The organism is Aridibaculum aurantiacum, assembly GCF_017355875.1.
Taxonomy (GTDB): domain Bacteria; phylum Bacteroidota; class Bacteroidia; order Chitinophagales; family Chitinophagaceae; genus Segetibacter; species Segetibacter aurantiacus.
On record NZ_JAFEWC010000003.1, the window covers coordinates 17,421 to 42,693 of the forward strand.

Annotated in this window: 18 protein-coding genes; 10 read left to right on the top strand and 8 right to left on the bottom strand. The window is 42.7% G+C overall.

Going from position 1 to position 25,273, the window contains the following annotated elements; all coding sequences use genetic code 11:
* Positions 1–69: 69 nt before the first annotated feature.
* From J4N22_RS13945 to J4N22_RS13960, 4 genes are all read left to right on the top strand, one after another.
* Complete coding sequence (locus J4N22_RS13945; RefSeq protein ID WP_207495545.1) at positions 70–585, top strand: outer membrane beta-barrel protein; 516 nt, start codon at positions 70–72, stop codon at positions 583–585.
* Positions 586–1,004: 419 nt separating this feature from the next.
* Entirely contained in the window at positions 1,005–1,577 is a 573-nt protein-coding gene (locus J4N22_RS13950; protein WP_207495547.1) for an outer membrane beta-barrel protein, read from the top strand.
* Between the two features lie 303 nt (positions 1,578–1,880).
* A complete protein-coding gene (gene hemH, locus J4N22_RS13955; RefSeq protein WP_242692234.1) occupies positions 1,881–2,948 on the top strand; it encodes a ferrochelatase in 1,068 nt (355 codons plus the stop codon).
* A gap of 47 nt (positions 2,949–2,995) precedes the next feature.
* Positions 2,996–3,529: a CopD family protein gene (locus J4N22_RS13960; RefSeq protein ID WP_207495551.1), complete on the top strand. Its 534-nt coding sequence runs from the start codon at positions 2,996–2,998 to the stop codon at positions 3,527–3,529.
* A gap of 37 nt (positions 3,530–3,566) precedes the next feature.
* Here the strand turns inward: J4N22_RS13960 and hemN are convergent, their stop codons facing one another.
* On the bottom strand, positions 3,567–4,934 hold the full coding sequence (gene hemN, locus J4N22_RS13965) for an oxygen-independent coproporphyrinogen III oxidase (protein ID WP_207495553.1): 1,368 nt from the start codon (positions 4,932–4,934) through the stop codon (positions 3,567–3,569).
* A gap of 121 nt (positions 4,935–5,055) precedes the next feature.
* Here hemN and J4N22_RS13970 point away from each other — a divergent pair, with 121 nt between their 5' ends.
* Positions 5,056–6,681: an amidohydrolase gene (locus J4N22_RS13970; RefSeq protein ID WP_207495555.1), complete on the top strand. Its 1,626-nt coding sequence runs from the start codon at positions 5,056–5,058 to the stop codon at positions 6,679–6,681.
* A 108-nt stretch (positions 6,682–6,789) separates the two neighbouring features.
* Here J4N22_RS13970 and J4N22_RS13975 read toward each other — a convergent pair whose 3' ends face one another.
* From J4N22_RS13975 to J4N22_RS13990, 4 genes are all read right to left on the bottom strand, one after another.
* Positions 6,790–6,990, bottom strand: a complete 201-nt coding sequence (locus tag J4N22_RS13975; RefSeq protein ID WP_207495557.1) for a putative periplasmic lipoprotein — start codon at positions 6,988–6,990, stop codon at positions 6,790–6,792.
* Positions 6,991–7,195: 205 nt separating this feature from the next.
* Positions 7,196–7,837: a hypothetical protein gene (locus tag J4N22_RS13980; protein WP_207495559.1), complete on the bottom strand. Its 642-nt coding sequence runs from the start codon at positions 7,835–7,837 to the stop codon at positions 7,196–7,198.
* 213 nt (positions 7,838–8,050) lie between these two features.
* Positions 8,051–9,442 (bottom strand): hypothetical protein, encoded by a 1,392-nt coding sequence (locus tag J4N22_RS13985; protein WP_207495560.1) that lies wholly within the window; start codon positions 9,440–9,442, stop codon positions 8,051–8,053.
* A 30-nt stretch (positions 9,443–9,472) separates the two neighbouring features.
* On the bottom strand, positions 9,473–10,057 hold the full coding sequence (locus J4N22_RS13990; RefSeq protein WP_207495561.1) for a YceI family protein: 585 nt from the start codon (positions 10,055–10,057) through the stop codon (positions 9,473–9,475).
* 383 nt (positions 10,058–10,440) lie between these two features.
* On the opposite strand from J4N22_RS13990, the gene J4N22_RS13995 reads away from it, so the two are divergent.
* The gene (locus J4N22_RS13995) at positions 10,441–12,660 is read left to right on the top strand and encodes a TonB-dependent receptor family protein (RefSeq protein ID WP_207495562.1); all 2,220 of its coding nucleotides are present in this window, start codon (positions 10,441–10,443) and stop codon (positions 12,658–12,660) included.
* Between the two features lie 55 nt (positions 12,661–12,715).
* Here J4N22_RS13995 and J4N22_RS14000 read toward each other — a convergent pair whose 3' ends face one another.
* Positions 12,716–13,174, bottom strand: a complete 459-nt coding sequence (locus tag J4N22_RS14000; RefSeq protein WP_207495563.1) for an AAA family ATPase — start codon at positions 13,172–13,174, stop codon at positions 12,716–12,718.
* A 199-nt stretch (positions 13,175–13,373) separates the two neighbouring features.
* Here J4N22_RS14000 and J4N22_RS14005 point away from each other — a divergent pair, with 199 nt between their 5' ends.
* Positions 13,374–15,632 (top strand): TonB-dependent receptor, encoded by a 2,259-nt coding sequence (locus J4N22_RS14005; RefSeq protein WP_207495564.1) that lies wholly within the window; start codon positions 13,374–13,376, stop codon positions 15,630–15,632.
* Between the two features lie 157 nt (positions 15,633–15,789).
* Positions 15,790–19,143 (top strand): isoleucine--tRNA ligase, encoded by a 3,354-nt coding sequence (gene ileS / locus J4N22_RS14010; RefSeq protein ID WP_242692235.1) that lies wholly within the window; start codon positions 15,790–15,792, stop codon positions 19,141–19,143.
* On the opposite strand, the gene J4N22_RS19980 is transcribed toward ileS, so the two are convergent.
* A complete protein-coding gene (locus J4N22_RS19980) occupies positions 19,114–19,449 on the bottom strand; it encodes a hypothetical protein (RefSeq protein ID WP_242692236.1) in 336 nt (111 codons plus the stop codon). The two genes, ileS and J4N22_RS19980, sit on opposite strands and share 30 nt — an antisense overlap.
* Between J4N22_RS19980 and J4N22_RS20215 the strand changes: the two genes are divergently transcribed.
* Both J4N22_RS20215 and J4N22_RS14020 read left to right on the top strand, forming a co-directional pair.
* On the top strand, positions 19,430–20,119 hold the full coding sequence (locus J4N22_RS20215) for a TraR/DksA family transcriptional regulator (protein WP_342450935.1): 690 nt from the start codon (positions 19,430–19,432) through the stop codon (positions 20,117–20,119). The two genes, J4N22_RS19980 and J4N22_RS20215, sit on opposite strands and share 20 nt — an antisense overlap.
* A gap of 213 nt (positions 20,120–20,332) precedes the next feature.
* Positions 20,333–23,311: a DUF4394 domain-containing protein gene (locus J4N22_RS14020; protein WP_207495567.1), complete on the top strand. Its 2,979-nt coding sequence runs from the start codon at positions 20,333–20,335 to the stop codon at positions 23,309–23,311.
* Positions 23,312–23,386: 75 nt separating this feature from the next.
* On the opposite strand, the gene J4N22_RS14025 is transcribed toward J4N22_RS14020, so the two are convergent.
* Complete coding sequence (locus J4N22_RS14025) at positions 23,387–25,219, bottom strand: ABC transporter ATP-binding protein (RefSeq protein WP_207495569.1); 1,833 nt, start codon at positions 25,217–25,219, stop codon at positions 23,387–23,389.
* Positions 25,220–25,273 lie beyond the last annotated feature (54 nt).

Genomic DNA, 25,273 nt, shown 5'->3' on the forward strand with positions numbered 1-25,273 from the left:
GAAGTATTTTGTTTAGCCTTTGCAGGCACGATTTTTATTTGATTATCAACAACTAAAACTCCTTTTTATATGAAAAAGATCCTTGCATGCATGACTGTAGCAGCAGCATTATTTACCACGGCTAGCTATGCCCAGGTAGGTCAAACAACATTAGGTGTAGGCCTGGATGTAGGTGTGCCAACCGGTGATTTCAATAACACTCAAAAAATCGGTATTGGTGGTACTGCTGATTTTGGGTACAATGTTGGAACCGGAACAGCACTTACTTTAACGGTAGGTTATATCAGTTTTTCCGGCGATGAAGTAGGAACATTTAAATATCCTGCCGTTAATACCATTCCAATAAAAGCAGGTGTTCGCTACTTTGTTGGACCTGGCTTATACCTGGAACCTCAATTAGGTTACACTTCTATTAGTACTCCTAATTCAAATACATCCGGTACTGGTGGATTTACTTACGCGGCAAAAGCTGGCTATAGAATATCTAATAGTTTAGATCTATCTGCACGTTACGAAGGAATTAGCCGTAACAATGCCAACCTGAATTTCCTTGGATTTAGGTTAGGTTACAACTTCAGGTTATAAGTATTCCAGTTTTTATAGCTAAAGCCCCTGGCAGATTTGCCGGGGGCTTTTTGTTAAATATTATTATTATTTACACGCTGTAATTTCATCTAATTGCCTACGTAACAAATGGTTCAGCATCTTCTATTCTTAGGATATATATAGTATTTGTACACAATCCTACTCAAGAATTGGCCATTCAACATTTGCGCCCTTCAGCATTTGATTGTAGAAAAAAGGCAGGAAGTTCAGTATGTAGAATAATGGGTGCTTTTGTTCTTAAACAAGCTGATACATTGTAAATCAGTGTCTTAATCAATTTGTTTGACTGTCGGAAAGACCTTTAAAATATAAATCTTCATTTTCAAAATCAGCTTCATTTTCCACAACTTTTTTTCTCAGGCATGCTTTTTTACAAAGGGTTAGTAAAATGTATGATTATGAAAAACACAATTAGACTAATGGTAGTTGCAGCTGCTTTAATAGGTAGTAACTACAGCTTTGGACAATCAACAACAACCGGAACAGGATCAACAGATGTAGCATTTTCTGGAAGACCTACGATGAGCTTTGGAGTTACCGCAGCTAAGCCAATTGGCAATCTTGACAAAACAACAGACTTTGGTGGCGGTGGTGATATCAAATTTGCTTTCCCTGTTGGCGTAAATACTGATATTACAGCCCAGGCATCTTACCTGTACTTTTCTAGAGACAACAGCAATCCTGCAGTACAGCACGCTACCCAGCTTATTCCTTTCAAAGCTGGTTTCCGTTACCGTTTTGGACCACGTAGTTTTTACCTGGAACCACAAGCAGGTTATAGCGCTGCAGCAGTAGGTGGCTCTGGTGGATCTCAAGGTGGATTTGTGTACGCAGGTAACATCGGGTATTTTCTAAGCAACCACTTCGATCTTTCACTCAGGTACGAAGATGTAATAAGAAGAGGAATGCCGAACGATAGCCGCAGCAATCCATTTGTAGGGCTACGACTAGGTTACAACTTCAAGTTGTAAGAAATATTGTTGAACCATATTGCTTAGCCGGGGTAATTCCCGGCTTTTATATTTTTTAGAAACAGAAGGAATATTTAATCAAGCGGTGGAGAGGAATGCTCAATTGGAAAATGTATGTTGAACGGAGCGTCGCAACAACTGCTCCCACATGTACTTCTGCTGATTAATAAAGCTTTGCATGGTACATGTACGCATAAGTTTTCTTTTTTGAAGAGTAGGTAAGCTTCTATTGCAGAATAGCATTGAACTTTTCGGGGAATGGATGGTTACATTTGCTCAATTATTTTAAAAAAGGCTACAGCATTGAAACGCGGAATAATATTGATGAACCTGGGTTCGCCTGATTCTACAGAGGTGAAAGATGTACGGAAGTACCTGATGGAGTTTTTAATGGATGCTCGTGTAATTGATTCTCCTTTTGTTTTTCGGTCGATGCTGGTAGGTGGCATCATTGTACCATTTCGTGCACCAAAATCAGCAGAGGCATATAAAAGCATTTGGACCAAAGATGGATCGCCGTTGATAGTGCTGACAAAACAATTGCAACAGGCACTGCAGCAAGTTGTAGACGAACCTGTGGAGATAGCTATGCGGTATGGTAACCCTACCATGAAAGCTGCATATGATAACCTGCTGAAGCGGGAGCCAGGGTTAGAAGAAGTGATAGCAATACCTATGTACCCTCACTACGCTATGAGTAGTTATGAAACAGCAGTAGAGCATGCAAAAGATGTACATGCAAAGCATAACTACGGTTTTAAACTCACGGTTGTAAAGCCTTATTACAACGAGGAGAATTACATAAATGCATTGGCAGAAAGTATACGACCATACCTGGAGCAGGATTATGACCAGGTATTGTTCAGCTACCATGGTGTGCCAGAAGCGCATGTAAAGAGTGGAGATATAACTGCCAAGCATTGCCTGAAGATGTATGCATGTTGCGAGGTGCCGTCTGCAGCACATAAATATTGCTACAGGCATCATTGCTTTACAACTACTAAATTGGTAGCAGAAAAACTTGGTATTCCTAAAGAGAAATATACCTACTCATTTCAATCGCGGTTGGGTAGGGCAGAATGGCTGAAGCCTTACACGGCTGTGCGTTTTGAAGAGCTGCCAAAAGAAGGCGTGAAAAAATTGCTTGTTGCATGTCCTGCTTTCATCAGCGATTGCCTTGAAACTTTAGAAGAAATAGCCGAAGAAGGAAAAGAAACTTTTCTTCATGCAGGTGGCGAGAGCTTCCAGATGATACCATGCCTTAATGTACACCCGCTATGGGTGCAGACGCTTAAGAACTACATTTCTGATATCAAATCAGGTTCTGAGAAGATGGTGCTGCAGGATACGCTGGAGACAAAAACAATTTAAAAATTTGCTGGTTTAGCTGCTCATACTATTGATGTTGTTGTAAAAACATGTTATACATAAAAGCGCTCCATATCATCTTTATTGTAACCTGGTTCGCCGGCTTATTTTATATGCCGCGATTGTTTATTTACAACACAGAAGCGCAGGAAAGAGAAGCGCCTATACGTGATGCATTGCAAGAACAATTTGGCATAATGATGAAGCGGCTTTGGTATGGTATCACATGGCCCTCTGCAATTCTTACTTTAATCTTTGGTCCCTGGGTGATGTACGAATTAGGTTACTTCGAATCTGTTCCTTCATGGCTTTGGATAAAGCTTGCTTTCGTACTGGGTTTGTACCTCTACCATTATTCGATTCACCGCATTTTTTTGCAGCACACCAAAGGCTTGCTTAAGTATTCATCGCAGCAGCTGCGTGTATGGAATGAAGTGGCCACAATTTTTCTAATAGCAATTGTAATGCTGGTAGTGGTAAAGCAAAACCTGAGTGTTGTTTGGGGACTCGTTGGTTTGATCCTTTTCATTGCGTTACTCATGTGTGCCATTAAGATCTATAAAGCTCTTAGGCAAAAGAAGTAACTGCTGAATCCTTTTTCATTTTATGGTGTCTTCCTAATCATATAGCCTTACTAAACATAGGAGAACTTCCTTCATGCTTGTAGCGTGCAAGGTGCAAGTCAAAAGCCTTGCAAATGTTACGGACAAAGTTTTTTCCTTTAGAAGTCAACTGTAGGCCCAGTTCGTCAAACTCTACTAATCCATCTTCACGTAATAAAGCCAGTTCAGGAAAAGCATATTCTCTTAGCAACGGCAGATGTTCTTCAGCAAAAGTTGTTGTTCCGCGACAGATAATATTAAGGATATAGCTTTTAAAGGCTCTATCTTCTTCAGTTAAAACATAGCCTCGATGTACAGCCAGGGCTTTATCATCAATTGCTAAATAATATTCTTTTAACGACTTTTCATTTTGGGCATAAGCAATGCCTATATCGCTAATGGATGAAACGCCTAAGCCAATCAAAAGTCCACCTGCCTGTGTGGTATAGCCCATAAAATTTCGATGCAGTTTACCTTCTACTGATGCTAGATACAGGTCATCATGTGGAAGTGCAAAATGATCCATGCCGATGTCGTGGTAACCATTGTTCGTAAAGAGTTCTTTGCCGCGCAGGTATAGTTGCAATTTAAGATCGGCAGGAGGCAGATCTTTTTCGCTGAACAAACGCTGGCCGCGACTGTTCCATGGCACATGGGCGTAACTATAAAAAGCGATTCGATCAGGCTGTAGCGTCACGCATTGTTCAACGGTTCTTTGTATGCTCTCTAAGGTTTGGAATGGCAGCCCGTATATAAGATCGAAGTTGACAGAATTAAAACCTGTAGCCCTTGCCAATGTAGTTGCTTGTACCAGGTTCTCAAAAGGCTGAATGCGGTTGATGACCTTCTGAACAGTAGGATCATTGTCCTGAACACCATAGCTTATTCTTCTAAAGTTAAGATTGTACAGCGTTTCCAGGTGTTCTTTGGTTGTATTATTCGGATGACCTTCTACACTGAATTCCCTTGCCGGGTGAATGATGCAATCATTCAGGATGGTGCTCACCAGTTTATCAAGATTAGCAGGAGAAAAAAAGGTAGGTGTACCGCCTCCTAAATGCAGTTCTTTTACCACCGGCTTAGCTGGCATCAGTTCCAGGTAAAGTTTCCATTCATCTAGTACCGCCTGTAGGTATACATCTTCTACACTATGATTCGTCGTGATCTTTTTATTGCAGCCACAGTAGGTACACAGCGACTCGCAAAACGGAAGGTGGATATAAAGACTAATTCCTTCATTAGAGTTTTTTATTTGAAATTGTTGCCGAACCAATTCCTTCCAATTAGGCACATCTATACCAGCATCCCAATGTGGAACAGTAGGATAGCTTGTATAGCGCGGTACGGGTTGATTATATTTCTGCAGTAACGATACATCAATATTCATAATACAAAGCTACCGGCGGTGGCAGGTGTAAAAAATGACAACAGGCAGCTTTTGCAGCCTCTGGCCGGTTGATGTTATTGCTGCACCTGTGTTATGTACATTTGCCACCAAATAAAACTTAATGAAATATATTCTAGGAATCTTATTGCTGGTAATTTTTACTGGATGCAGCAGTACAACCGAAGTAGACCTGGTAGTGCACAATGCAGTGGTGTATACAGTGGATGATAGTTTTTCTACAGCACAAGCTTTTGCTGTAAGTGAGGGTGAAATAGTGGAAGTAGGAACCAATGACGACATACTGGGCAAGTACGCAGCAAAAGAAAAAATTGATGCGCAGGGCAAAGCTGTTTATCCCGGGTTGATTGATGCCCATGCACACTTTTTAGGCTATGGAAAAAGCCTTTTCATGGTGGACCTGTTTGGTACCAAAAGCTGGGATGAAGTGGTGGAGCGTGTGAAGAAATTTGCTGATGAACATCCTGAAGAAAAGTGGATACAGGGACGTGGCTGGGACCAGAATAAGTGGCCAGGAAAAGCTTATCCTACCAATGAAAAGCTTAATGAACTTTTTCCTGGTACACCGGTAGTTCTTACCCGTGTGGATGGTCATGCGGCTATAGCTAACCAGAAAGCATTGGATACTGCAGGTGTGGTAGCTGGCCAGGCCCTTATAGGTGGCGAAATAGAAACAAAGAATGGAAAGCTGACAGGTGTACTTATAGATAATGCAGTTGATTTGATAACCGCCAAAATTCCTGCGGCCAGCATAGATGATTATGTGAAATGGCTGAGCGAAGCGCAAAAAAATCTCTTTGCTACAGGACTAACAACTGTAGCGGATTGCGGTCTCATGTACAACGATGTGCAGGTGATAGATGGTCTACAAAAAGAAGGTGCTATAGATGTACGGCTATACGTGATGCTGAGTGATGATACCGCCAACTATAGCCGCTACCTGGGCAAGGAGCCTTACAAGACGGATAAGATGTATGTAAAAGGAATAAAAGTATATGCAGATGGTGCATTGGGTAGCAGGGGTGCTTGTTTGCTGGAAGAATACGCCGATAAAAAAGGATGGAAAGGTTTCCTGCTAAAGGAGAAGACCTATTTTGATAGCCTGGCACAAGCACTTGTAAATACCAATTACCAGATGTGCACACATGCTATTGGCGATAGTGCCAATAGGGAAGTGCTGAACATTTACAACAAAGTTCTGAATGGCACCAACGACAAGCGGTGGAGAATAGAACATGCACAGGTTGTAAACTGGAACGACTTCGGGCTGTTTGGAAAATCAAATATTGTTCCTTCTGTACAGCCTACACATGCTACCAGCGATATGTATTGGGCCGAAGAAAGATTGGGTAAGGAGCGCATAACAGGAGCTTATGCCTATAAGCAGCTGCTTAAGCAAAACGGATGGATACCACTGGGTACTGATTTCCCGGTAGAAGATATAAGTCCTTTTAAAACCTTTCTTGCAGCTGTAGTACGTAAAGATGAAAAGGGTTATCCTGCCAAAGGATTTCAAACTGAAAATGCACTTACACGGGAGGAAGCAATAAAAGGAATGACTATTTGGGCAGCAAAATCTTGCTTCCTGGAGAAGGAAATAGGCAGTATAGAAAAAGGTAAAAAAGCTGATTTCATTATTTTGGATAAAGACCTGATGAAGGTGGATGAGAAGGAGATATTAGCTACCAAAGTTTTGTCCACTTACTTGGGTGGTAAGAAGGTGCTGTAACTGGGAGAAGAAAGGAGGTTGCAATAGTTTTTCAACCTAAGTAGTATTTCATAAAATAGAAAAGAAGATCACTATATGGTGATCTTCTTTGGTATTATAACAGTTGGTTTACCTTCCCTGGCCTGTACCTGTAGTATCTGCTCCTAGTAGAGGAGTAGTAGTATCTATTCCTCTTGTACCTGTAGGATCAACTACAAATGTATCTCTCTGCCTTGGAGACAAAGTATCTGTTGGGTCTGCTGTACCCTCTCCTCCACAGGCTACCAATGTTCCTGCTATTGCTACTAGTGCCAATATCTTTTTCATCATGATGTTTCTTCTTAGGTATTAAAAGTTTGTGCCACATGATTAGCGGGTCAAAACATTTTATGCTGTCATTGTTATTAAAAAATTTGTGCAGATAGCACCGGAAGTTTCAGCTTAAATAAAAAAGAGAGCCCAGGACCTGCGCCCCGGGCTTCACTCATACACACCACAATTGTAAAACCATCACCCAGTTTTGCAGTGTAGTTTATTATTTAATCGGATCGAGAAGGAGTTTAAATTCTACATCAAAATGATCTTTCACTTTTACAAGACCACCAAGTTTTTTTGGAGGAACCAAGGCAAAGTCTGCAAATGAAAATGACCGAGAACCATTGAGCGTGATAAGAGAACTATTTGTTTTTGCGAAAGAATAGCAGATCTCGAATTTACGTGTGGTGCCAGCCAGTTCTATCTCTACCCATCCTTTCATAAAGTCTTTGTTGTTGCCCATTACCGGGTTGCGGTCCAGTGAAAGGAAGCGGATGATCATTTTAGGATGTTCTTTAACCCTCAGTGTCTTTTGCAGGTCGGTGGTCATTATCTTATTGTAACAGTCAAACCTTGCTACATCAATAGCTAGCGCACCTTTCAGTGTTACTGTTTTGCTTACACCATTTTCTTCTATGCATGCAATGGTATCTGCCTGGTAGTAGCCTTTAATGTCGCAGCCAAACTCGTTGATGTTGGTAGATCCATTGATGCGTAGTGTGCTTGTTTTCTGTACAGCCCACTTTACAGCTTCTTTTTTATTGTTCTTTTCTTTATCCCGGTCATCTGCTATGCCTGGTGCCATTACCAATAAAAAGAATAAGGTAAGTAGCAGGTTAAAAATTTTATTAGAAGTGTTCATGATCTAAAGAATTTAAATGTCCTGTTTCACTATATCAATTGCTCTATGTAAAGCTATCTTACCCTTATTTTCTTTCTTATGATGTATATCAAAAGCAATAGTGATTGGTATCAGTTATCTCTTTTTATTGAAAAAGATTTAAATAGAAAAAGCCGCTTAATTAAGCGGCTTTCCCAATTGTTTGTTTTATAAATGTGTGGCAGTTGGAATACCTTAGAAGCCAACTACTGCTTCAATCACATACCCGTTGAATTTAGCTCCGTTGCGGAAATCTGTATTCTTGAAGTTGTTGTAGTTCTGCATTACATACTCAGCTTTCATCAGTACGTTTTTAGTTACGAACCAACCAGCTGCTAAAGAGGTACGATCGATCTTTACATTTTCTGTGTAACCGTTCAATCTTGCACTTACAGTGTTGTAACGACCACCTACATACAGGTTCTCGTCTTTACCAAAGCGGTAGATAAGTTCACCTGCAAGTTGTGTCATGTTGCGATCGTCTCTTTCAGTTTTAGAACGGCCATTAGCTGTTTCAAATGTTCCGAAGAATTCTAAACCTTGGTATTTACCAAAAGCATTCAACATCATTGCTGTCATTTTTTTGCTGAAGCCAGGGTTGAAACGACCTGAAGTATACATAGCTGTGTAAGCTTTTGCAGCACCACCACTTGCCCATGTTTCCATTACGTTCTGGTAGTTAGAACCTGCACGGTCGCCACTGTACAGTGTAAGGCCGCTACCGTTCTGGCTGCTGTTGTGGTATAAGCTACCGCTTATACGAGCTCTTACTCTTGGAGCAAAAGTTTTATCGTAACCACCTTTCAAGATGAAAGAAGGATTTCTTTTAGTTACAGGGTCTACTACTTCAGTGCCTAGCATACCAGGAGTGGTAGAGTCAACGTGACCTTTGATCATACCGTTGGTCATACCAAACATACCGAACAGGCCATTTTTCTGAACATACACTTCACCACCAATTTCAGTAGCAAAAGCATCTGCTATGTTTCCTTCCATGAATGGGCTCTGTAGTGTGTGACCAGCATCAGGACGACGGAAGTGAGCATCGCCATAGTTAACCTCCATGTGACCTACTTTAATGGTTGTGATCTCCATCAGGTCGTTCCAGAATTTTCCTTTGAATGGAAGTTTATCAAATTGGATATAACCACCTTTTACCCAGAACTCGTTGTGGTGACGAGAAGACATATAGTTGGTAACGTTCAAACGGATACCATCAGCCAGTTGTACATCAATGAACAGGTTAGCCTGTGCAGTCATGAAACCTGGAGTAAGCGGGTACAATTTATTAGCACCTGCAGTAGCTGGTGTGTTACCACCATTGTTTAGTGCAGTATTAGAATGCTTAATGTTCTGGAACTGCTGTGTGAAGCCAGCACCGAAACGTACACGTGGTCCTTCAAATGGAATGCTGTCAGGTAGTTTTGAAGTTTCAAACCTGTTGATACCTCTTTGATCGTATGGGTTCCAGTAAGAAGGACGGCCATAAATTTCGCCCAGTCCTTTTTGAGCCATAGTAGTTTGGGGCAGTATACAACCAGCAACCAGTGCTGCAGTTAGGGTATACTTTAAAAATTGCTTTTTCATTTCTTTGTTTTTGATATGTTTTGTGATGGTTTACTTGGTGTATTTCAGGTTGTAAGAGATAGTGATATCGTTGCCGGTTTTAATGGTACCCATCATTACTGTAGGAGGTTTAACATTGAAGTCGGTCATCTTCATTTTCTTAGAACCGTTAACGGTTATTGATTTATCTGCAGGGTTATAAGTACCGGTGGCTTGCAGCTCAGTATCTTTTGTAGTACCAGAAATGGTCAGTTTTCCTACTGCTTTGATGTTGTAGTTATTTCCACCTGCAGGTGTGATAGATGATGCAGTAAGTACAAACTGGATGTTTGGATTTGCTTCTACATTCATGGCTTTGTAAGCATTCTTATCAAGGCCAGATGATTCGCTCTTCAGGTTTCTTACCGGTAGGGTGAAGTTTAATTTTGCAATAGAGGTCAGTTTATCTCCTTCTACCACGAATGCAGCATCGCTTGTTCCTTGCTTTGCATCCATATGCCAGTCGTGAAGTGTTGATGTTCCGCTAAGCTTAACATCCAAAGCTTGCGTATGATATGGTGTTTGTGCATATCCAAAAGTGAGAGTAGCCAGGCCGACCGCAAGTGCCAGCATTTTTGTTGTGAATGAACGTTTCATGATTATGATTTTTGGTGTGTGTTTGTGTAATGATTACGGAGCAAAACTATTTGTGCGCATAAGGTTATTTGCTGCCATGCATCATAAGCTAAGATGATTGTTATCATGAGAGCAGTTTTTTGGTGAAGGAATCAAGCAGGATATAATTGCCTTAAACAGAGGAGTATAGTAACTAGTAAAGGAGTGGCGAAGCGTATTCTTTATAAAAACGAAGTGCCTAAGTGTATATATAGGTAAGATGGTTTTCATCTTATAATAGGTTGATCAACCTTCCCTGAAACGCGTCTACTGACGGTTTTCCTGATTCGGCAGTTTCTTTTCCTGATTCCGTAAGCTATCACCACTCGATAGCGCCACATTTGCCCCCGTTCAAAAAACCAGAAATGAAACATAGCTTTTTAGCACTGATTGCAATTGGAGTGATATCGACAGCACAATCGCAGGACCATAATAAAATTGTAGAGAAGGATACTATAACTGCTCAAAAATATTTGGCTGATGTAACAGTGGTAGGTCGCGGCAGCCGCAGCGACTACCAGCAAATGCCTGAAGTAGTTGGAACCAGCATCTACGCAGGAAAGAAAAATGCCCTTATTGTATTGGATAATGTACAAGGAAACGTGGTGAATAATACCATGCGCCAGGTAATGTCGAAAGTGGCGGGCATACACATTTGGGAAAGTGACCCAAGTGGTATACAGATAGGTATTGCGGCGCGTGGATTAAGCCCTAACCGTAGCTGGGAGTTCAATGTTCGCCAGAATGGATACGATATTTCTGCCGATCCTTTTGGATACCCGGAAGCATATTACAACCCACAATTGCAAGCGGTTCAGCGTATAGAAGTAGTGCGTGGACAAGGTTCATTGCAGTATGGAGCGCAATTCGGTGGATTGGTTAATTACATATTGCGCAATGGTAGCGAGATCAATAAGCCGTTTGAATTCGAAACGCAGCAAAACATTGGTAGCAACAGCCTTTTCAACTCGTATAATGCTATTGGTGGTAAATCAGGTAAAGTACATTATTATGGTTTCTTCGACCATCGCAATGGAGAAGGTTGGAGACAAAACAGTCGCTTTTATACCAATGCCGGTTTTGGAACAGTTACTTACCAGGTAAATTCAAGACTGTCTCTTACTGCAGAGTTGATGCGTTCTAACATCCGCAGCCAACAACCGGGTGGACTTACCGATAGTGCTTTTGGTGCAGATGCACAACAAAGCACCAGGAGCCGCAACTGGTTTGATGTAACATGGACAACTCCTGCGCTTATAGCCAATTACCAGATAAGCGAAAATGCCCGCTGGAATACTAAACTATTTGCCACCATTGGTGATCGTAATAGTGTAGGTTTTATGCAAGGTGCTAATGTGGCTGATACCATCAATCCAGCTACACGGCAATACAACAACCGTGTATTGAATATTGATAAATACCGCAACTATGCTTTAGAAAGCAGGGTGCTTGCTGATTACAACCTGGGTACAATGAAGAACACCTTTTCGGGCGGTATTCGTATGTATACCGGCGCTACTTACAGGCAAGCAGATGGCCGTGGCACTACAGGAAGCAATTATGATATGACCGTGATTGGTGATTATCCACGTGATGTAACCTTCACTTCTCAAAATGCTGCAGCATTCGTAGAAAATATCTTCAGGCTTTCAGATAAGTTCCTGATCATTCCAGGTGTACGCTACGAGTGGTTGCAAGGTTCTGCATCAGGCAGGCAAGGTTTTGCTCCAAATGGTTCAGAGATCAATCTGCAAAACATTACCCGCAGCAGGAGCTTTGTGCTGGGTGGCATAGGTGCTGAATACCATGTAACAAAAGAAACTGAATTCTACGCCAGCTATGCGCAGGCATATCGTCCTATCCAGTTTGCAAACCTGCAAGCGCCTCCTACTACCGATGTAGTGGATCCTGAGCTTAAAGACGCAAGAGGTTATAACATGGACCTGGGTTACCGCGGTAAAATAAACAGCTGGTTGAAGTTTGATGTAAGTGGTTTTTACCTGCAGTACAACAATCGCGTAGGAACGGTAACCGTTTCTAATCCGGGTGGCACACCTTCAAGCTATAGGTTGATCACCAATGTAGGTGCAAGCACCAGCAAGGGTTTGGAAAGCTTTGTAGAATTTAATGCAGTTCGTGCTTTTAATGGCAATACCAACTTCGACTTATCAACTTTTGTTACTTATAGTTATTTAGATGCTCGTTACAGTGGCAATCATAAAGACGCTAACACCAAAGGAAAGAAAGTTGAGAACGCACCATCTAACATCCTTCGTACGGGTATATCTGCTGGTTACAAAAACCTGTTGATCACCGGCCAGTTGAGCTATGTAGGTGAAACATATAGCGACGCTAATAATACAGCTAAGCCAACTGCTAATGCACAAAACGGGCTTATACCTTCGTACAATGTGATCGACCTGACCGCTACTTATAAAGTTAGCCAGGCACTGAACGTAAGAGCAGGTATTAACAACCTTGCTGATGCAAGATATTTCACACGCCGTGCAGGTGGTTATCCTGGTCCTGGTGTACTGCCAGCCGATGGAAGAACCTTCTTTATATCTGTAGGCGCCAAGTTGTAATGTCCCCCAATCAGAAATAGAAAAGAGTGCTGCCGGAAACGGTGGCACTTTTTGTTTATAGCAATGGCTGCACTGGCTTCGGTAGAAATTGCACGACAAAATCATTATCAGTTATTTTCACCGTGTACAGTTCATCAAAACCTTCTTCGTAAGCCGGCGGTTCTAATATCTTATTCGTTCCCCAAATTCCTTTTTCCGGCACCAGGTGTTTTCCTTGCCGCTGTTTATTTCGTTCAATGGCTTGCAATACACCTGTGGTAAAGTAGTAGCCGATTACCTTAAACTTCCGCTCTTTTGCCTGTGTTATATAGTTAGCCCGTGCGGCTTTGGTAGCATTGGTATTATCTATCACAAAACGTTGTTGCATATCAAGGCAAGTTTGCAGCATTTGCCTTTCCTTATTCCTTGTATTCAGCAGGTCAAGCGATATTCTAAGGTGGGTATGAATAAACCTTCTTATGAAAAAACTCGTTTTTCCTGCTGCCTGTATGCCACAGAAGATTATCGCTTCCATGAGTGAGCTTTTGATAAAATCCTGCCACATAGCTTCCTGAAATGTTTTAGTGAGAATAGAACAACATCCTGCTGTTCACCAAAAACGTATACATAACTCTCATTACCTGTACAAGCTTGCGCAGCAGGTGGTGGCAAAGTTTTTTATCTGGAAAGAATTCTTTAAGTTCGTTTAAATAAAAATTTAGGCTAGTCTAAAAATGAAGATCATTCTACTCATACTCTTTTGCACGTTTTCCTTTTTTTGTGAAGCACAAAAACTAAAAGGTAGAGTAGTGTGTGAAGGAGCGCCCGTAGCCGGTATCTCCGTTTTAGTGGAAGGACAAAAAAAAGGAGCTATCACAAATGCACAAGGAGAATTTGATATAGAAGGTGTTGCCCCGCAGACCATCACACTTCATTATTCTGGTATTGGATACCAGCATAAAAAGCTTGTTTTTCAAGCGGATTCTTTGCATACAGTTTTACCCGAAGTGGAACTTGAAAGGATGATGGGCAACATGCAGGAAGTAGTGGTAACCGGAACTTTGAAAGCGGTTAGCAAAATGGACAGCCCGATCCCGGTAGAAGTGTACACGCCAGTATTATTCAAGAAAAATCCTTCACCAAATATTTTTGAAAGCCTGCAGATGGTGAACGGTGTGCAACCGCAGCTTAATTGCAATGTGTGCAACACTGGCGACATTCACATCAATGGTATGGAAGGTCCGTATACGATGATACTCATAGATGGGATGCCGATCGTCAGCAGCCTTTCTACCGTTTATGGTTTATCGGGTATACCCAATAGTATGGTGAAAAGAGTAGAGATAGTAAAAGGTCCCGCATCTACCTTGTATGGCAGCGAAGCAGTAGGTGGTTTGATCAATATTATCACTAAAGATCCATTGACAGCTGATAAACTAAAAGTGGATCTGTCTGCTACCAGTGTAGGTGAATACAATGCTGATGTGAATGCCAAATTCAATGTTCAAAAGTCATCATCTATCATTGGTGTCAACTACTTCAACTACTGGCAAAGACGTGATATCAACAATGATAATTTTACCGATGTAACACTGCAGAACCGGGTGTCGCTGTTTAATAAATGGAATTTCCACCGAAAGGAAAACCGGTTGTTTACATTGGCGGGCAGGTATATATACGAAAACCGTTGGGGAGGAGAGCTGCAGTGGAACAGGTCGTTTCGCGGATCGGACAGCATATATGGCGAGAGCATTTATACCAACAGGTACGAGCTGATAGGCAACTACCAGTTTAGTAAAAACCTGTATGCTGATGTATCGTACAACTACCACCTGCAGGATAGCTACTACGGCACTACACCTTATAAAGCACTGCAACATGTGGCTTTTGCACAACTGAGATATCTAAAATCCATCAATAAACACAATATCCTCGTCGGGCTGCCATTGCGTTATACATGGTACGATGATAATTCTATCGCTACTCAAAAACGTGGTGGTGTTAATATGCCTGCCATTACTTATTTACCTGGTTTGTTTGTACAAGATGATTGGAAGGTGAATGAAAAGCTGACGCTGCTGGCTGGCCTGCGGTACGATCATAACAATAACCACGGCAGCATTTTTACGCCACGACTTGCTTTCAAATATGCTCCTAATCGCCACAATAGCTTGCGTATGAGTGCGGGCAATGGTTACCGCGTCGTCAATCTTTTTACTGAAGATCACGCTGCCCTTACAGGAGCCCGCGATGTGGTGATCACTTCTGAACTAAAGCCGGAGCAAAGCTGGAACACCAACATAAACTACACCAGCCATATCAATCTCAACAATGGTTTCATAGCTGTGGACGCAAGTGCTTTTTATACCTATTTCACTAACAAGATTGTGGGCGATTTTTTTACTGACCGTAACAAGATCATTTACGATAACCTGTATGGTTATGCCATTTCTAAAGGATTGACGCTAAACATTGACGCAGGTTTCAAGCAGGGCCTGAAAGTGAATGCAGGTGTAACCTATATGGATGTTTACCAGGTGGAGGAGGGGCAAAATGGTTTACCAGAGAAAGTGCCGCAGCTTTTTGCGCCAAAGTTTTCCGGTACTTATGCTGTCAGTTATACTTTTCCTAAGGCGGGTATAGCCATCGATTGGACAGGAAGGGTGAATGGTCCCATGTATCTTCCGGTTTTTCCAAATGACTTTCGGCCTGCTCAGTCTCCGCTGTACTGCATAATGAACCTCCAGTTGACGAAAAATTTCAAGCAATTTGAATGGTATGGCGGAGTGAAGAACCTGCTGGACTTTGTGCCGTCAAATCCCATCCTGCATTCTGACGACCCTTTCAACAAACCAGGAGGTAAATATTTTGATGCAAATGGAGATTCTCGTCCAGATACCAATCCCAACGGCTATACTTTTGACCCCACCTATAATTATGCACCCATACAAGGCGCTAAAGTTTTTGTGGGCGTCAGGTGGATCTTGAAGTAAAAGTTGCTAGTTGTAGCAAAGGGCGAAATTGCCGGCTGTCATCTCAATCACTCAAACGGTAACAGCAGTTTACTTTCACAGATTCCTGCTTCCAACTGCTTTCTGTCTTTCCTTACCTTTGCGCACATTTTTAGCATAACCAGGAGTTTCTTTTATTATGAATAAATACAGAGAGTTTTCGGGCCTCAACCTGCCGGCAATAGAAAAGGAAATATTGGCCAAATGGGAGGAGAGCCAGGCTTTTGAAAAAAGTGTAGACCTGCGTGAGGGGGCCACTCCCTTTGTTTTTTACGAAGGGCCACCCAGCGCCAACGGTATGCCCGGCATTCACCACGTTATTTCCCGTACACTAAAAGACCTGGTGTGCAGGTACAAAACCATGCGCGGCTTCCAGGTAAAAAGGAAAGGCGGCTGGGATACACATGGCTTGCCGGTAGAACTAGGCGTGGAAAAGATGCTGGGGATCACCAAAGAAGATATTGGCAAAACCATTTCTGTAGCTGATTATAATGAAACCTGCCGCAAAGAGGTACTGAAGTACAAGGACAAGTGGGATGAGCTGACCCAAAAAATGGGTTACTGGGTTGACCTGAAAGACCCTTACATCACTTTTGATAATAAATATATAGAGACACTTTGGTGGCTGCTAAAGCGCCTGTACGATAAGGGATTGTTGTACCAGAGCGTGAGCATCCAACCGTACAGCCCGGGTGCAGGTACGGGTCTTAGCTCCCACGAACTCAACCAGCCTGGTACATATAAAGATGTAAAGGACACATCTACAGTGGCGATGTTTAAGCTGCTGAAGAACGACAAGTCGAACTTCCTGGTAGAAAAAGCAAATAATGAGGATATTTATTTCCTCGCCTGGACCACTACACCTTGGACCTTACCTTCCAATCTTGGTCTTACCGTAGGACCAGCTATTGATTATGTGCTGGTGAAAACCTTTAACCCATACACACATTTGCCTATAAATGTGATAATGGCAAAGGCGCTGTTGCACAAGTTCTTCAAGCCTGAAGGAGAGAATGGAGATTTTGAAAATTATGCAGAAGGGGTGAAGCTACTGCCATGGCAGGTGTTGGCAGAAGTAAAAGGTGCAGATCTTGAATTTGTAGAATACGAGCAACTGTTACCATATGAAGCTAACAGTCCTGCGAACATTAATAGCCTTACTGGTGAAGCACCGCAGCCATTCCGCGTTATCCTGGGTGATTTTGTAACAACTGAAGACGGTACAGGTATCGTGCATACAGCACCTGCATTTGGCGCCGATGACTATCGCGTTGGTAAAAAATACAACATTGGTATTCTTACCATGGTAGACCGCGAAGGGAAATTTGTGGATGGACTAGGTGAATTCAGCAACAGGTTTGTAAAGAATTATAAAGACGAAAAAGATTTCGCTGATGTGAATGTAGACATCAGCGTGAAGCTAAAGAAAGAGAATAGAGCATTTAAAGTAGAGAAATACGAACACAGCTATCCTCACTGCTGGAGAACTGATAAGCCGGTGCTTTACTACCCGCTGGATGCATGGTTCATAAAAACCACTGCGCTAAAAGACCGGATGGTGGAGCTAAACAAAACCATCAATTGGAAGCCAAAATCAACCGGTGAAGGCCGTTTTGGAAACTGGCTGGAGAACATGGTGGACTGGAACCTGAGCCGTAGCCGCTACTGGGGTACACCACTACCGGTATGGCGCACAGAAGATGGAGCAGAAGAAGTATGTATTGGTTCTATAGAAGAATTAAATGCCGGCATCCGCAAAGCAAGTGAAGTATTGGGTGGTGATGTAAACAAGAACTACCTGCACGAAGGCATCTTGGATCTGCACAAACCGTATGTGGATGAAATCATACTCGTAAGCGAAAGCGGCAGAGAAATGAGGCGTGTTCCCGACCTGGTGGATGTATGGTTTGACAGTGGTGCCATGCCTTATGCGCAGTGGCATTACCCATTTGAAAATAAGGACCTTGTAGATGAAGGAAAAGCTTTTCCTGCTGATTTTATAGCCGAAGGTGTAGACCAGACACGCGGTTGGTTCTATACACTTCACGCTTTAGGGTCTTTGCTATTTGATAGCGTAGCTTATAAAACGGTTGTTTCCAATGGGCTTGTTCTTGACAAGAACGGGAACAAGATGAGTAAGCGACTGGGAAATGTGGTTGATCCATTCCAGACAATTGAAAAGTTTGGAGCTGATGCTACCCGCTGGTACCTCATTACCAATGCCAGCCCGTGGGATAACCTGAAGTTTGACATAGCAGGAATACAGGAAGTGCAGCGCAAGTTCTTCGGCACCTTATACAATACCTACCAGTTCTTCGTATTGTACAGCAATCTTGATGGTTTTGCTTTCAAAGAAGAATACATACCACTTGACCAGCGCCCTGAGATCGACAGGTGGATACTGTCGTCGCTCAATACGTTGGTAAAAACGGTTACTGAAGAAATGGATGATTACGAGCCTACACAGGCTGGTCGTGCCATTGAAGATTTTGTAGACGAGCACCTGAGCAACTGGTATGTGCGCCTTTGCCGCCGCCGTTTCTGGAAAGGTGAATACGAGCAAGATAAGATTGCGGCTTACCAAACGCTGTACGAGTGCCTGGAGACAGTGGTAAGGTTGATTGCACCAATCTCTCCATTCTTTGCCGACGCAGTTTTCCAAAACCTGAACGGCGTTACCGGCAGGTTTAAGGCTGAAAGCGTACATCATGTTGATTTCCCTGTAGCCAATGAAAATGCAATTGACAGAGATTTAGAGGAGCGCATGCAACTAGCACAGGACGCTTCCTCTCTTATATTAAGCATTCGGAAAAAGGTGAACATTAAAGTGCGTCAGCCTTTGCAAAAAGTGCTGATCCCGGTTCTAAACCCGGTGATGAAGGTGCAGCTGCAAAAGGTGGAAGACCTGGTAAAGTCGGAAGTGAATGTAAAGGAGATACAGTACCTGGAGGAAACAGCAGGTTTTATAAACAAGAAGATAAAGCCAAATTTTGTTGCTCTTGGTAAGAAGCTGGGACCGAAGATGAAAGCAGTGTCTACAGCCCTTGCGAAGTTTAATCAACAGGATATCACCACAATGGAGAAAGATGGTCAATATATTTTGGACATAGATGGTGAACCCCTTACCTTGCAAGCAAACGAAGTAGAGATAACAGCAGAAGACATACCGGGTTGGAGTGTAGCAAGTAAAAGTAGCCTTACAGTAGCCCTGGATATCACCATCACCGATGAGCTAAAGCGAGAAGGAGAAGCACGGGAATTCGTTAACCGTATCCAAAATCTAAGGAAAGACAGTGGCTTCGATCTTACTGACAGGATCGTTATTGAGATCGAGCAGAACGACCAGATCGCAGATTCCGTAAATACGTACAACAAATATATTTGCGCGGAAATTTTGGCAGATAACATCCACTTTGTTAACGAGCTTGCCAATGGCATCGAAATTGAAGTAAATGATATCCGGCTAAAAGTGAGTGTAACTAAAAACACATAAGCTAATGGCTACTAAAAAACCCTTAACAGCAGCAAAATCAGCTGCTAGTGCTTCAAAAACAGCTAAACCAGCACAGGCTAAACCAAGTGCAAAAACGTCTAAATCTGCCCCGGAAAAGATCACTCCAAAAAAGGCAACTGACAAATTAGCAAAAGCAGCCAAGCCTGGCGCAGGAACAACAGCGAAGCAAAATGGGAATAAAGTAGCCGAATCAAGTAAACCCGCAGCTAAGGTTGTAGCACCTAAAAAGGCTGTTGCAAGTGCTGCATCAAAAACAAATTTGCCTGTGAAAAAAGCATCAGACAATACCAAAGAAAGTAAGGCCACCACAACAGTTAAGAAAGCAGCGGTAGTTCCTGAAGCTAAAGCAGCTAAGGCAGCTCCTGCAAAACCTGTTGAAGATAAAAAGACCGCTAAGGCAGCGGCTCCTGCAAAAACTGAAGAAAAAGCACCTGCAGCAAAAGCTCCGGCCGCAAAGAAGGCAGAGCCAAAAGCAGCCAAGCCGGTAGTTATACCAAAAACATCTACCGATAAAAAAGTTGACTACGAGCCAGACTTCATGAAAAGCGTACTGGATACACCTGCACCAACTCCGCAAGGTCCTACCATGCGATATAGCGATGCAGAACTACAGGAATTCAGGGAGCTGATCAACAAAAAGCTGGATGCAGCTAAAAAAGAATTAGCGTACTTGCAAGGTCTCATCACCCGCCGCGACGAATTGGGTGGCGACGAAACTGATAACCGCTACATGACGATGGAAGATGGTGGCATGAGTATGGAGCGTGAGCAGCTTAGCCAGATGGCAAGTCGCCAGATCACCTTCATCGATCACCTGGAAAAAGCCATCATGCGTATTGAAAATAAGACCTACGGTATTTGCCGGGTTACTGGCAAATTGATAGATAAAGCACGTCTTCGCGCTGTACCTCATGCTACTTTAAGCATGGAAGCCAAGTTGGGAATAGTAAAGTAAACTATACACATATTCTTACGTAAGGGAGCTACATAGTAGCTCCCTTTTTTTGTGTACGAGAAATTGTAGCACGTTCAAAATCAAAACAATCTCATCTTTTCAACAGCCTTGAAAAATCTTTAAAAACATCATGTAGAGTTAAGAAAACATAAAAACCATAAAGAACCAGTCTTCGTATTTGGCAGTAACAAATTGTAAATTAAACTGAAGAATATGAAGACAAAGTCTACTCTCTACCATCTGCCAAAGTTCTTATTCGCACCTGCCTTCTGGTTGTGCATGTTTTTGATACCAAACGGGATGAGCCAGGTAAATGCTCAGAAAGTTTATGCGGTCACCTCAGGTTTAAACCTGGTAAGTTTTGAGGCTGCATCGCCCGGCACCATCACTTCTTCGGTCCCTCTTACAGGACTCCTTGCCAATCACACTTTTGAAGGCCTTGACTTTAGACCAGCAAACGGGCAGCTATATGCATTTAGCTACCACTCCACCACCGGCGCAGCGCAGGTATATCGAATTAAACCAGGCAGCGGCACCATGACACCGATAGGAAACACCATCACTTTAGCTACAGGTATGTCATCTATCGGTTTTGATTTCAATCCAACTGTTGATCGGATACGCCTTACAAGTGCCACCAGGCAGAACTACCGGTTGAACCCGAATGACGGTTCACTGGCTGCCACAGATGGAACGCTTACCTATGCAGCAGGTGATCCTAATGCAGGTGCTACACCTAACATAAGGGGAGTGGCTTATTCAAACAATCTTCCTTCTGTCACCACTACTGCAATCTATTACTACGACTTTAACCTGAATACCTTAAGCACCAGCAGTGCACCTAATGCCGGCACTATGAATACAATCGGCTCTTCAGGTATAGTAGCAGCATCTACATCAGCGATTGATATGGATATATATACCAGCACTGGCACCGGTACCAATTCAGCATATCTTTTAGCTGGTACCAGCGGTAGCAATAGCAACTTCTACAGGTTAAATCTTTCTACAGGGGCAGCAACACTGGTGGGAATGATAGGTAGCGGGTTGGATATTATAGATATAGCTGTTATGGTTGATCCCACACCCGTAAATAAGTTGATCTATGGGTTGAGTGGAAACAACCTGGTTACTTTCTTTTCTAATACGCCTAATACATTTACCAGTAGCATGATGATCTCTGGCATTACAGCCGGACAAGCCATAGTTGGATTAGATTTCAGACCTGCTACCGGGCAGCTTTTTGCTATGGGCTACAATAGTAGTAATGGCGCCACCCAGCTTTATGTATTGAATACATCTACAGGCGCTGCAACAGCAGTAGCAGCTCCTGTAACATTAGCTACTGGAATGACGGGTATTGGTTTTGATTTTAACCCAACAGTAGACAGGATACGCGTTACGAGTGATCAGCGGCACAACTACCGGCTAAATCCAAACAACGGTGCAATAGGAGCAACCGATGGTACTCTTACGTATGCACCAGGTGATCCTAATGCTTCGGCAATGCCAGCTGTACATGCAGTTGCATATACCAACAGCTTCAGCGGTGCTACCACCACAGCTATCTATTATTATGATATAAACTTGAACATCCTTGCCACCAGTTCAGCTCCTAATGATGGTACAATGAACACTGTAGGAAGTACCGGCATTACAGCCAATGTTTCGGCAATGATTGACATGGACATTTCATCTAACAGAGCGGCGGCTACCAATAATGCTTTTTTGGTAGCAAGTACCAACGGCACCAGCAGCAACCTTTACAGCATCAACCTGGCAACAGGAGCTACCAGGCAAATAGGCCAGGTAGGAATGAGTGGGTTGGTAAGCAATATTGCTGTTTACATTGCGCCACCTCCTCCTAGCAAACTTGTATATGCACTGTCAGGAAGCAATCTTGTAAGCTTTAATGCAAATATGCCAGGCACGATTGTAAGTTCAGTGGCTGTGACAGGAATTGCGGCAGGTCAAACATTGGTGGGTATTGATTTCAGACCAGCAAATGGTCAATTATTTGGAATGGGTTATGCTTCATCGGGAGCTACACAATTGTACCTCATCAACCCTGCTACCGGTGCAGCAACCACAGTAGGTTCAGCTATTATGTTAGCTGCTGGTATGACTGATATAGGATTTGATTTCAACCCAACAGTTGACAGGATCAGGGTGACCAGCAGTAGCCGGAAGAATTATCGTCTCAATCCTAATGATGGCGCTTTAGCTGGAACAGATACTGATCTGAGTTATGATGCAGCAGATACCAATCGTTTGGTTGCTCCAGATATTCGTGCAGTAGCTTATACCAATAGTGTAGCAGGAGCTACAAGCACAACTATCTATTACTACGACTATAGCCTGGATGCGCTTGCTACCAGTGCATCTCCAAATGGTGGAGTACTAACAACCATAGGTAGTACAGCGGTGAACACTACTACTTCTATGGGTTTGGATATGGATGTGTATACCGACGTAGCCACAATGATGAATACTGCATTTTTATCTGCCACTAATAGTGCAGGAATGAGCAATTTTTATACGTTGAACCTGCAAACTGGTGAGGCAACGTTGGTGGGAACAATAGGAGGTATGCCTATTTCTGATTTCGCTGTTAGCAGCATGGATGCGCCCCTGCCTGTTACACTGGCTGAATTTAAACTAGAGAAAGTTGGCCGTAGCAGCAGGCTTAGCTGGATCACGCAAACGGAGATCAACAACGATCATTTTATCATTGAGCGTAGCACGAACGGGGTTGACTTTACAGCCATTTCAGGTGTGATCCGTTCAAAAGCGGTGAATGGTAACAGCACCCAGCAGATCTCGTACGAGTACAATGACCTGGCACCAGTAAAAGGAGCAAACTTCTACAGGCTTTTACAAGTAGATAAAGATGGAACGAAAAAAACCAGTCGTGTGCTACAAGCAGTGTTTGATGATGTGGTGCCTGTGAAAGTATTCCCTAATCCAACACGCGGTGAACTGAATGTAACTGCCATTTTTGATGTAGGGACTGTTGTAAGCTCTCGCCTAGTAGATGGATCAGGTAAAGTTATTTTTGTAAAACAGGAAAAAGTAAGCAGCGGCACTATGAGCAACAGGTTTGATCTTTCCTCTCTGCCTGCGGGAGTTTATTACCTGCTGGTGTTGGATGGCGAAAACGTAATTCATAGGCAGACTGTTCAGAAGCAATAGACTATAGAAATACCAGTAAAAAGCAATAGCGATCAGGAATGATCGCTATTGCTTTTTATAAAAGAGTGTGAGCTTTTATTTTACTTCCTGCATATCTACTAGTCGCCTGTAGATACCGTTGTGGTTTATGAGTTCTTCGTGTGTGCCGCGTTCTGCTATTTCGCCTTTATTAAGTACTAAAATTTCATCTGCATGGCGAATAGTACTTAAGCGATGGGCGATAACAATGGAGGTCCTGTTTTCCATCATTTTGTAAATGGCATCCTGCACCAGTCTTTCGCTTTCTGTATCCAGCGAAGAGGTGGCTTCGTCTAATATAAGTATGGGCGGATTTTTAAGTACTGCACGTGCAATGGTAAGCCTTTGCCTTTCGCCACCACTGAGCTTGCTTCCACGGTCACCTATGTTGGTAGCATAACCTTCTTCTTTCTGCGAAATATAATTGTGGGCATTTGCAATCTTAGCGGCTTGTTCTATTTGTTCAGGTGTGGCTTCTTCCATACCCAGCGCTATATTCTTTGCAATTGAATCATTAAAGAGAATTGGCTCTTGGGTTACAATTCCCATATGACTTCTTACAGAATGCAGTGAATAATCTTTTATGTTCACACCATCTATCAGTACTTCGCCCTCCGTTACATCATGAAATCGTGGTACAAGATCAGCCAGTGTACTTTTACCTGCACCTGAAGAACCTACCAGTGCTACCGTTTTTCCCTTTTCTACAGTGAAATTGATGTTCTTCAATATCACCTTGTCTTCGTACCTAAATCCAACGTTCTTAAACTCTAACTTGTTTTTGAACGTATCCATCTTCAGCCCGTTCTCGTTAGCATCTACTTTTACATGGGCATTCAATATTTCCTCTATACGCTCAATAGCAGCTGAACCTTTTTGAATATTATAATATGAACCTGACAGCGCTTTTGCCGGGCTAAGAATTTGGGTAAAGATGACGATGTAGCCGATAAATCCTTCAGCGCTAAGTTCACCTGCAAGGCCGCCTAAAACCAGTCTTCCACCAAACCACAGAATGCCGCACAATACACCTACGCCTAGCACCTCGCTTAACGGTGAGGCCAAGTCGCGCCTGAACTGCATTTTGTTGCGCAAATGATACAGGTCGTCGTTGATACCAAAAAAACGATTGCGAAGCAGTTGCTCTGCATTGAAAGCTTTAATAACGCGTAATCCTGTAAGGGTTTCATCCAAAATAGATAAACCTTCTCCAAGTTTCACGGCAGCTATGTTCGATTGTTTTTTTAGTGTCCGGCTAATGCGCCCAATGATCAGCGCTGTCAGAGGAAGAAAGATCAGCAGGAAAAGCGAAAGCTGCGGACTGATAACTATAAGTATGGTTAGAATGATAATGATGTAAAGCGGGTCCTTGATCAATCCTTCCAGTGTCCCCACCACCGAACCATCCACTTCGCCGATGTCGTTGGTCATGCGGCTCATAACATCACCTTTGCGTTGCTCCGTGAAATATCCAATTGGAAGCATCAGCAGTTTATTGTACACTTCTGCTCTAAGCCTGGTGGATACATGGTTTTTTATAGGTGTGAGTACATAAAAAGATAAGTAGAAAAACAGGTTTTTGAGTAAGATAGTAACAATGATTGCAATACATATATATCCCAAAGCGAGCAATGGACCGTTGGCACCATTTTGCTTTATCAGGTTACTTAACTCATAATTTATCACCTGTACAAAGTCGTTTGAGCTTTTTATTACCTCAGGCCTGGTAAGCACCAACTGGTCGGGAAAAAAGATCAGTCGTAAAAAGAACGGCAGCGTACCAAGAGAGATAAGTGAGAAAATTATGGATAGAAGCGTAAAAATGAAGTAGAGAACAATGTTGCCTTTATGAGCAGAGAGATATCTAAAGATCCGGGAGTATTTTTTCATCAGTCGTGTTAATCAAAATCAAATCGGCACAAAGTAACTACTTTTACAAGCATA

Excerpts from the sequence above, each read along its gene's own strand:
- J4N22_RS14025 (WP_207495569.1), bottom strand. The coding sequence starts at position 25,219 with ATGAAAAAATACTCCCGGATCTTTAGATATCTCTCTGCTCATAAAGGC.
- J4N22_RS14020 (WP_207495567.1), top strand. The coding sequence starts at position 20,333 with ATGAAGACAAAGTCTACTCTCTACCATCTGCCAAAGTTCTTATTCGCA.
- J4N22_RS13985 (WP_207495560.1), bottom strand. The coding sequence starts at position 9,442 with ATGAAAAAGCAATTTTTAAAGTATACCCTAACTGCAGCACTGGTTGCT.
- ileS (WP_242692235.1), top strand. The coding sequence starts at position 15,790 with ATGAATAAATACAGAGAGTTTTCGGGCCTCAACCTGCCGGCAATAGAA.
- J4N22_RS13950 (WP_207495547.1), top strand. The coding sequence starts at position 1,005 with ATGAAAAACACAATTAGACTAATGGTAGTTGCAGCTGCTTTAATAGGT.
- J4N22_RS14000 (WP_207495563.1), bottom strand. The coding sequence starts at position 13,174 with ATGGAAGCGATAATCTTCTGTGGCATACAGGCAGCAGGAAAAACGAGT.
- J4N22_RS13945 (WP_207495545.1), top strand. The coding sequence starts at position 70 with ATGAAAAAGATCCTTGCATGCATGACTGTAGCAGCAGCATTATTTACC.
- J4N22_RS14005 (WP_207495564.1), top strand. The coding sequence starts at position 13,374 with ATGAAGATCATTCTACTCATACTCTTTTGCACGTTTTCCTTTTTTTGT.
- J4N22_RS13995 (WP_207495562.1), top strand. The coding sequence starts at position 10,441 with ATGAAACATAGCTTTTTAGCACTGATTGCAATTGGAGTGATATCGACA.
- J4N22_RS13970 (WP_207495555.1), top strand. The coding sequence starts at position 5,056 with ATGAAATATATTCTAGGAATCTTATTGCTGGTAATTTTTACTGGATGC.
- J4N22_RS13975 (WP_207495557.1), bottom strand. The coding sequence starts at position 6,990 with ATGATGAAAAAGATATTGGCACTAGTAGCAATAGCAGGAACATTGGTA.
- J4N22_RS13980 (WP_207495559.1), bottom strand. The coding sequence starts at position 7,837 with ATGAACACTTCTAATAAAATTTTTAACCTGCTACTTACCTTATTCTTT.
- J4N22_RS13960 (WP_207495551.1), top strand. The coding sequence starts at position 2,996 with ATGTTATACATAAAAGCGCTCCATATCATCTTTATTGTAACCTGGTTC.
- J4N22_RS13990 (WP_207495561.1), bottom strand. The coding sequence starts at position 10,057 with ATGAAACGTTCATTCACAACAAAAATGCTGGCACTTGCGGTCGGCCTG.
- hemN (WP_207495553.1), bottom strand. The coding sequence starts at position 4,934 with ATGAATATTGATGTATCGTTACTGCAGAAATATAATCAACCCGTACCG.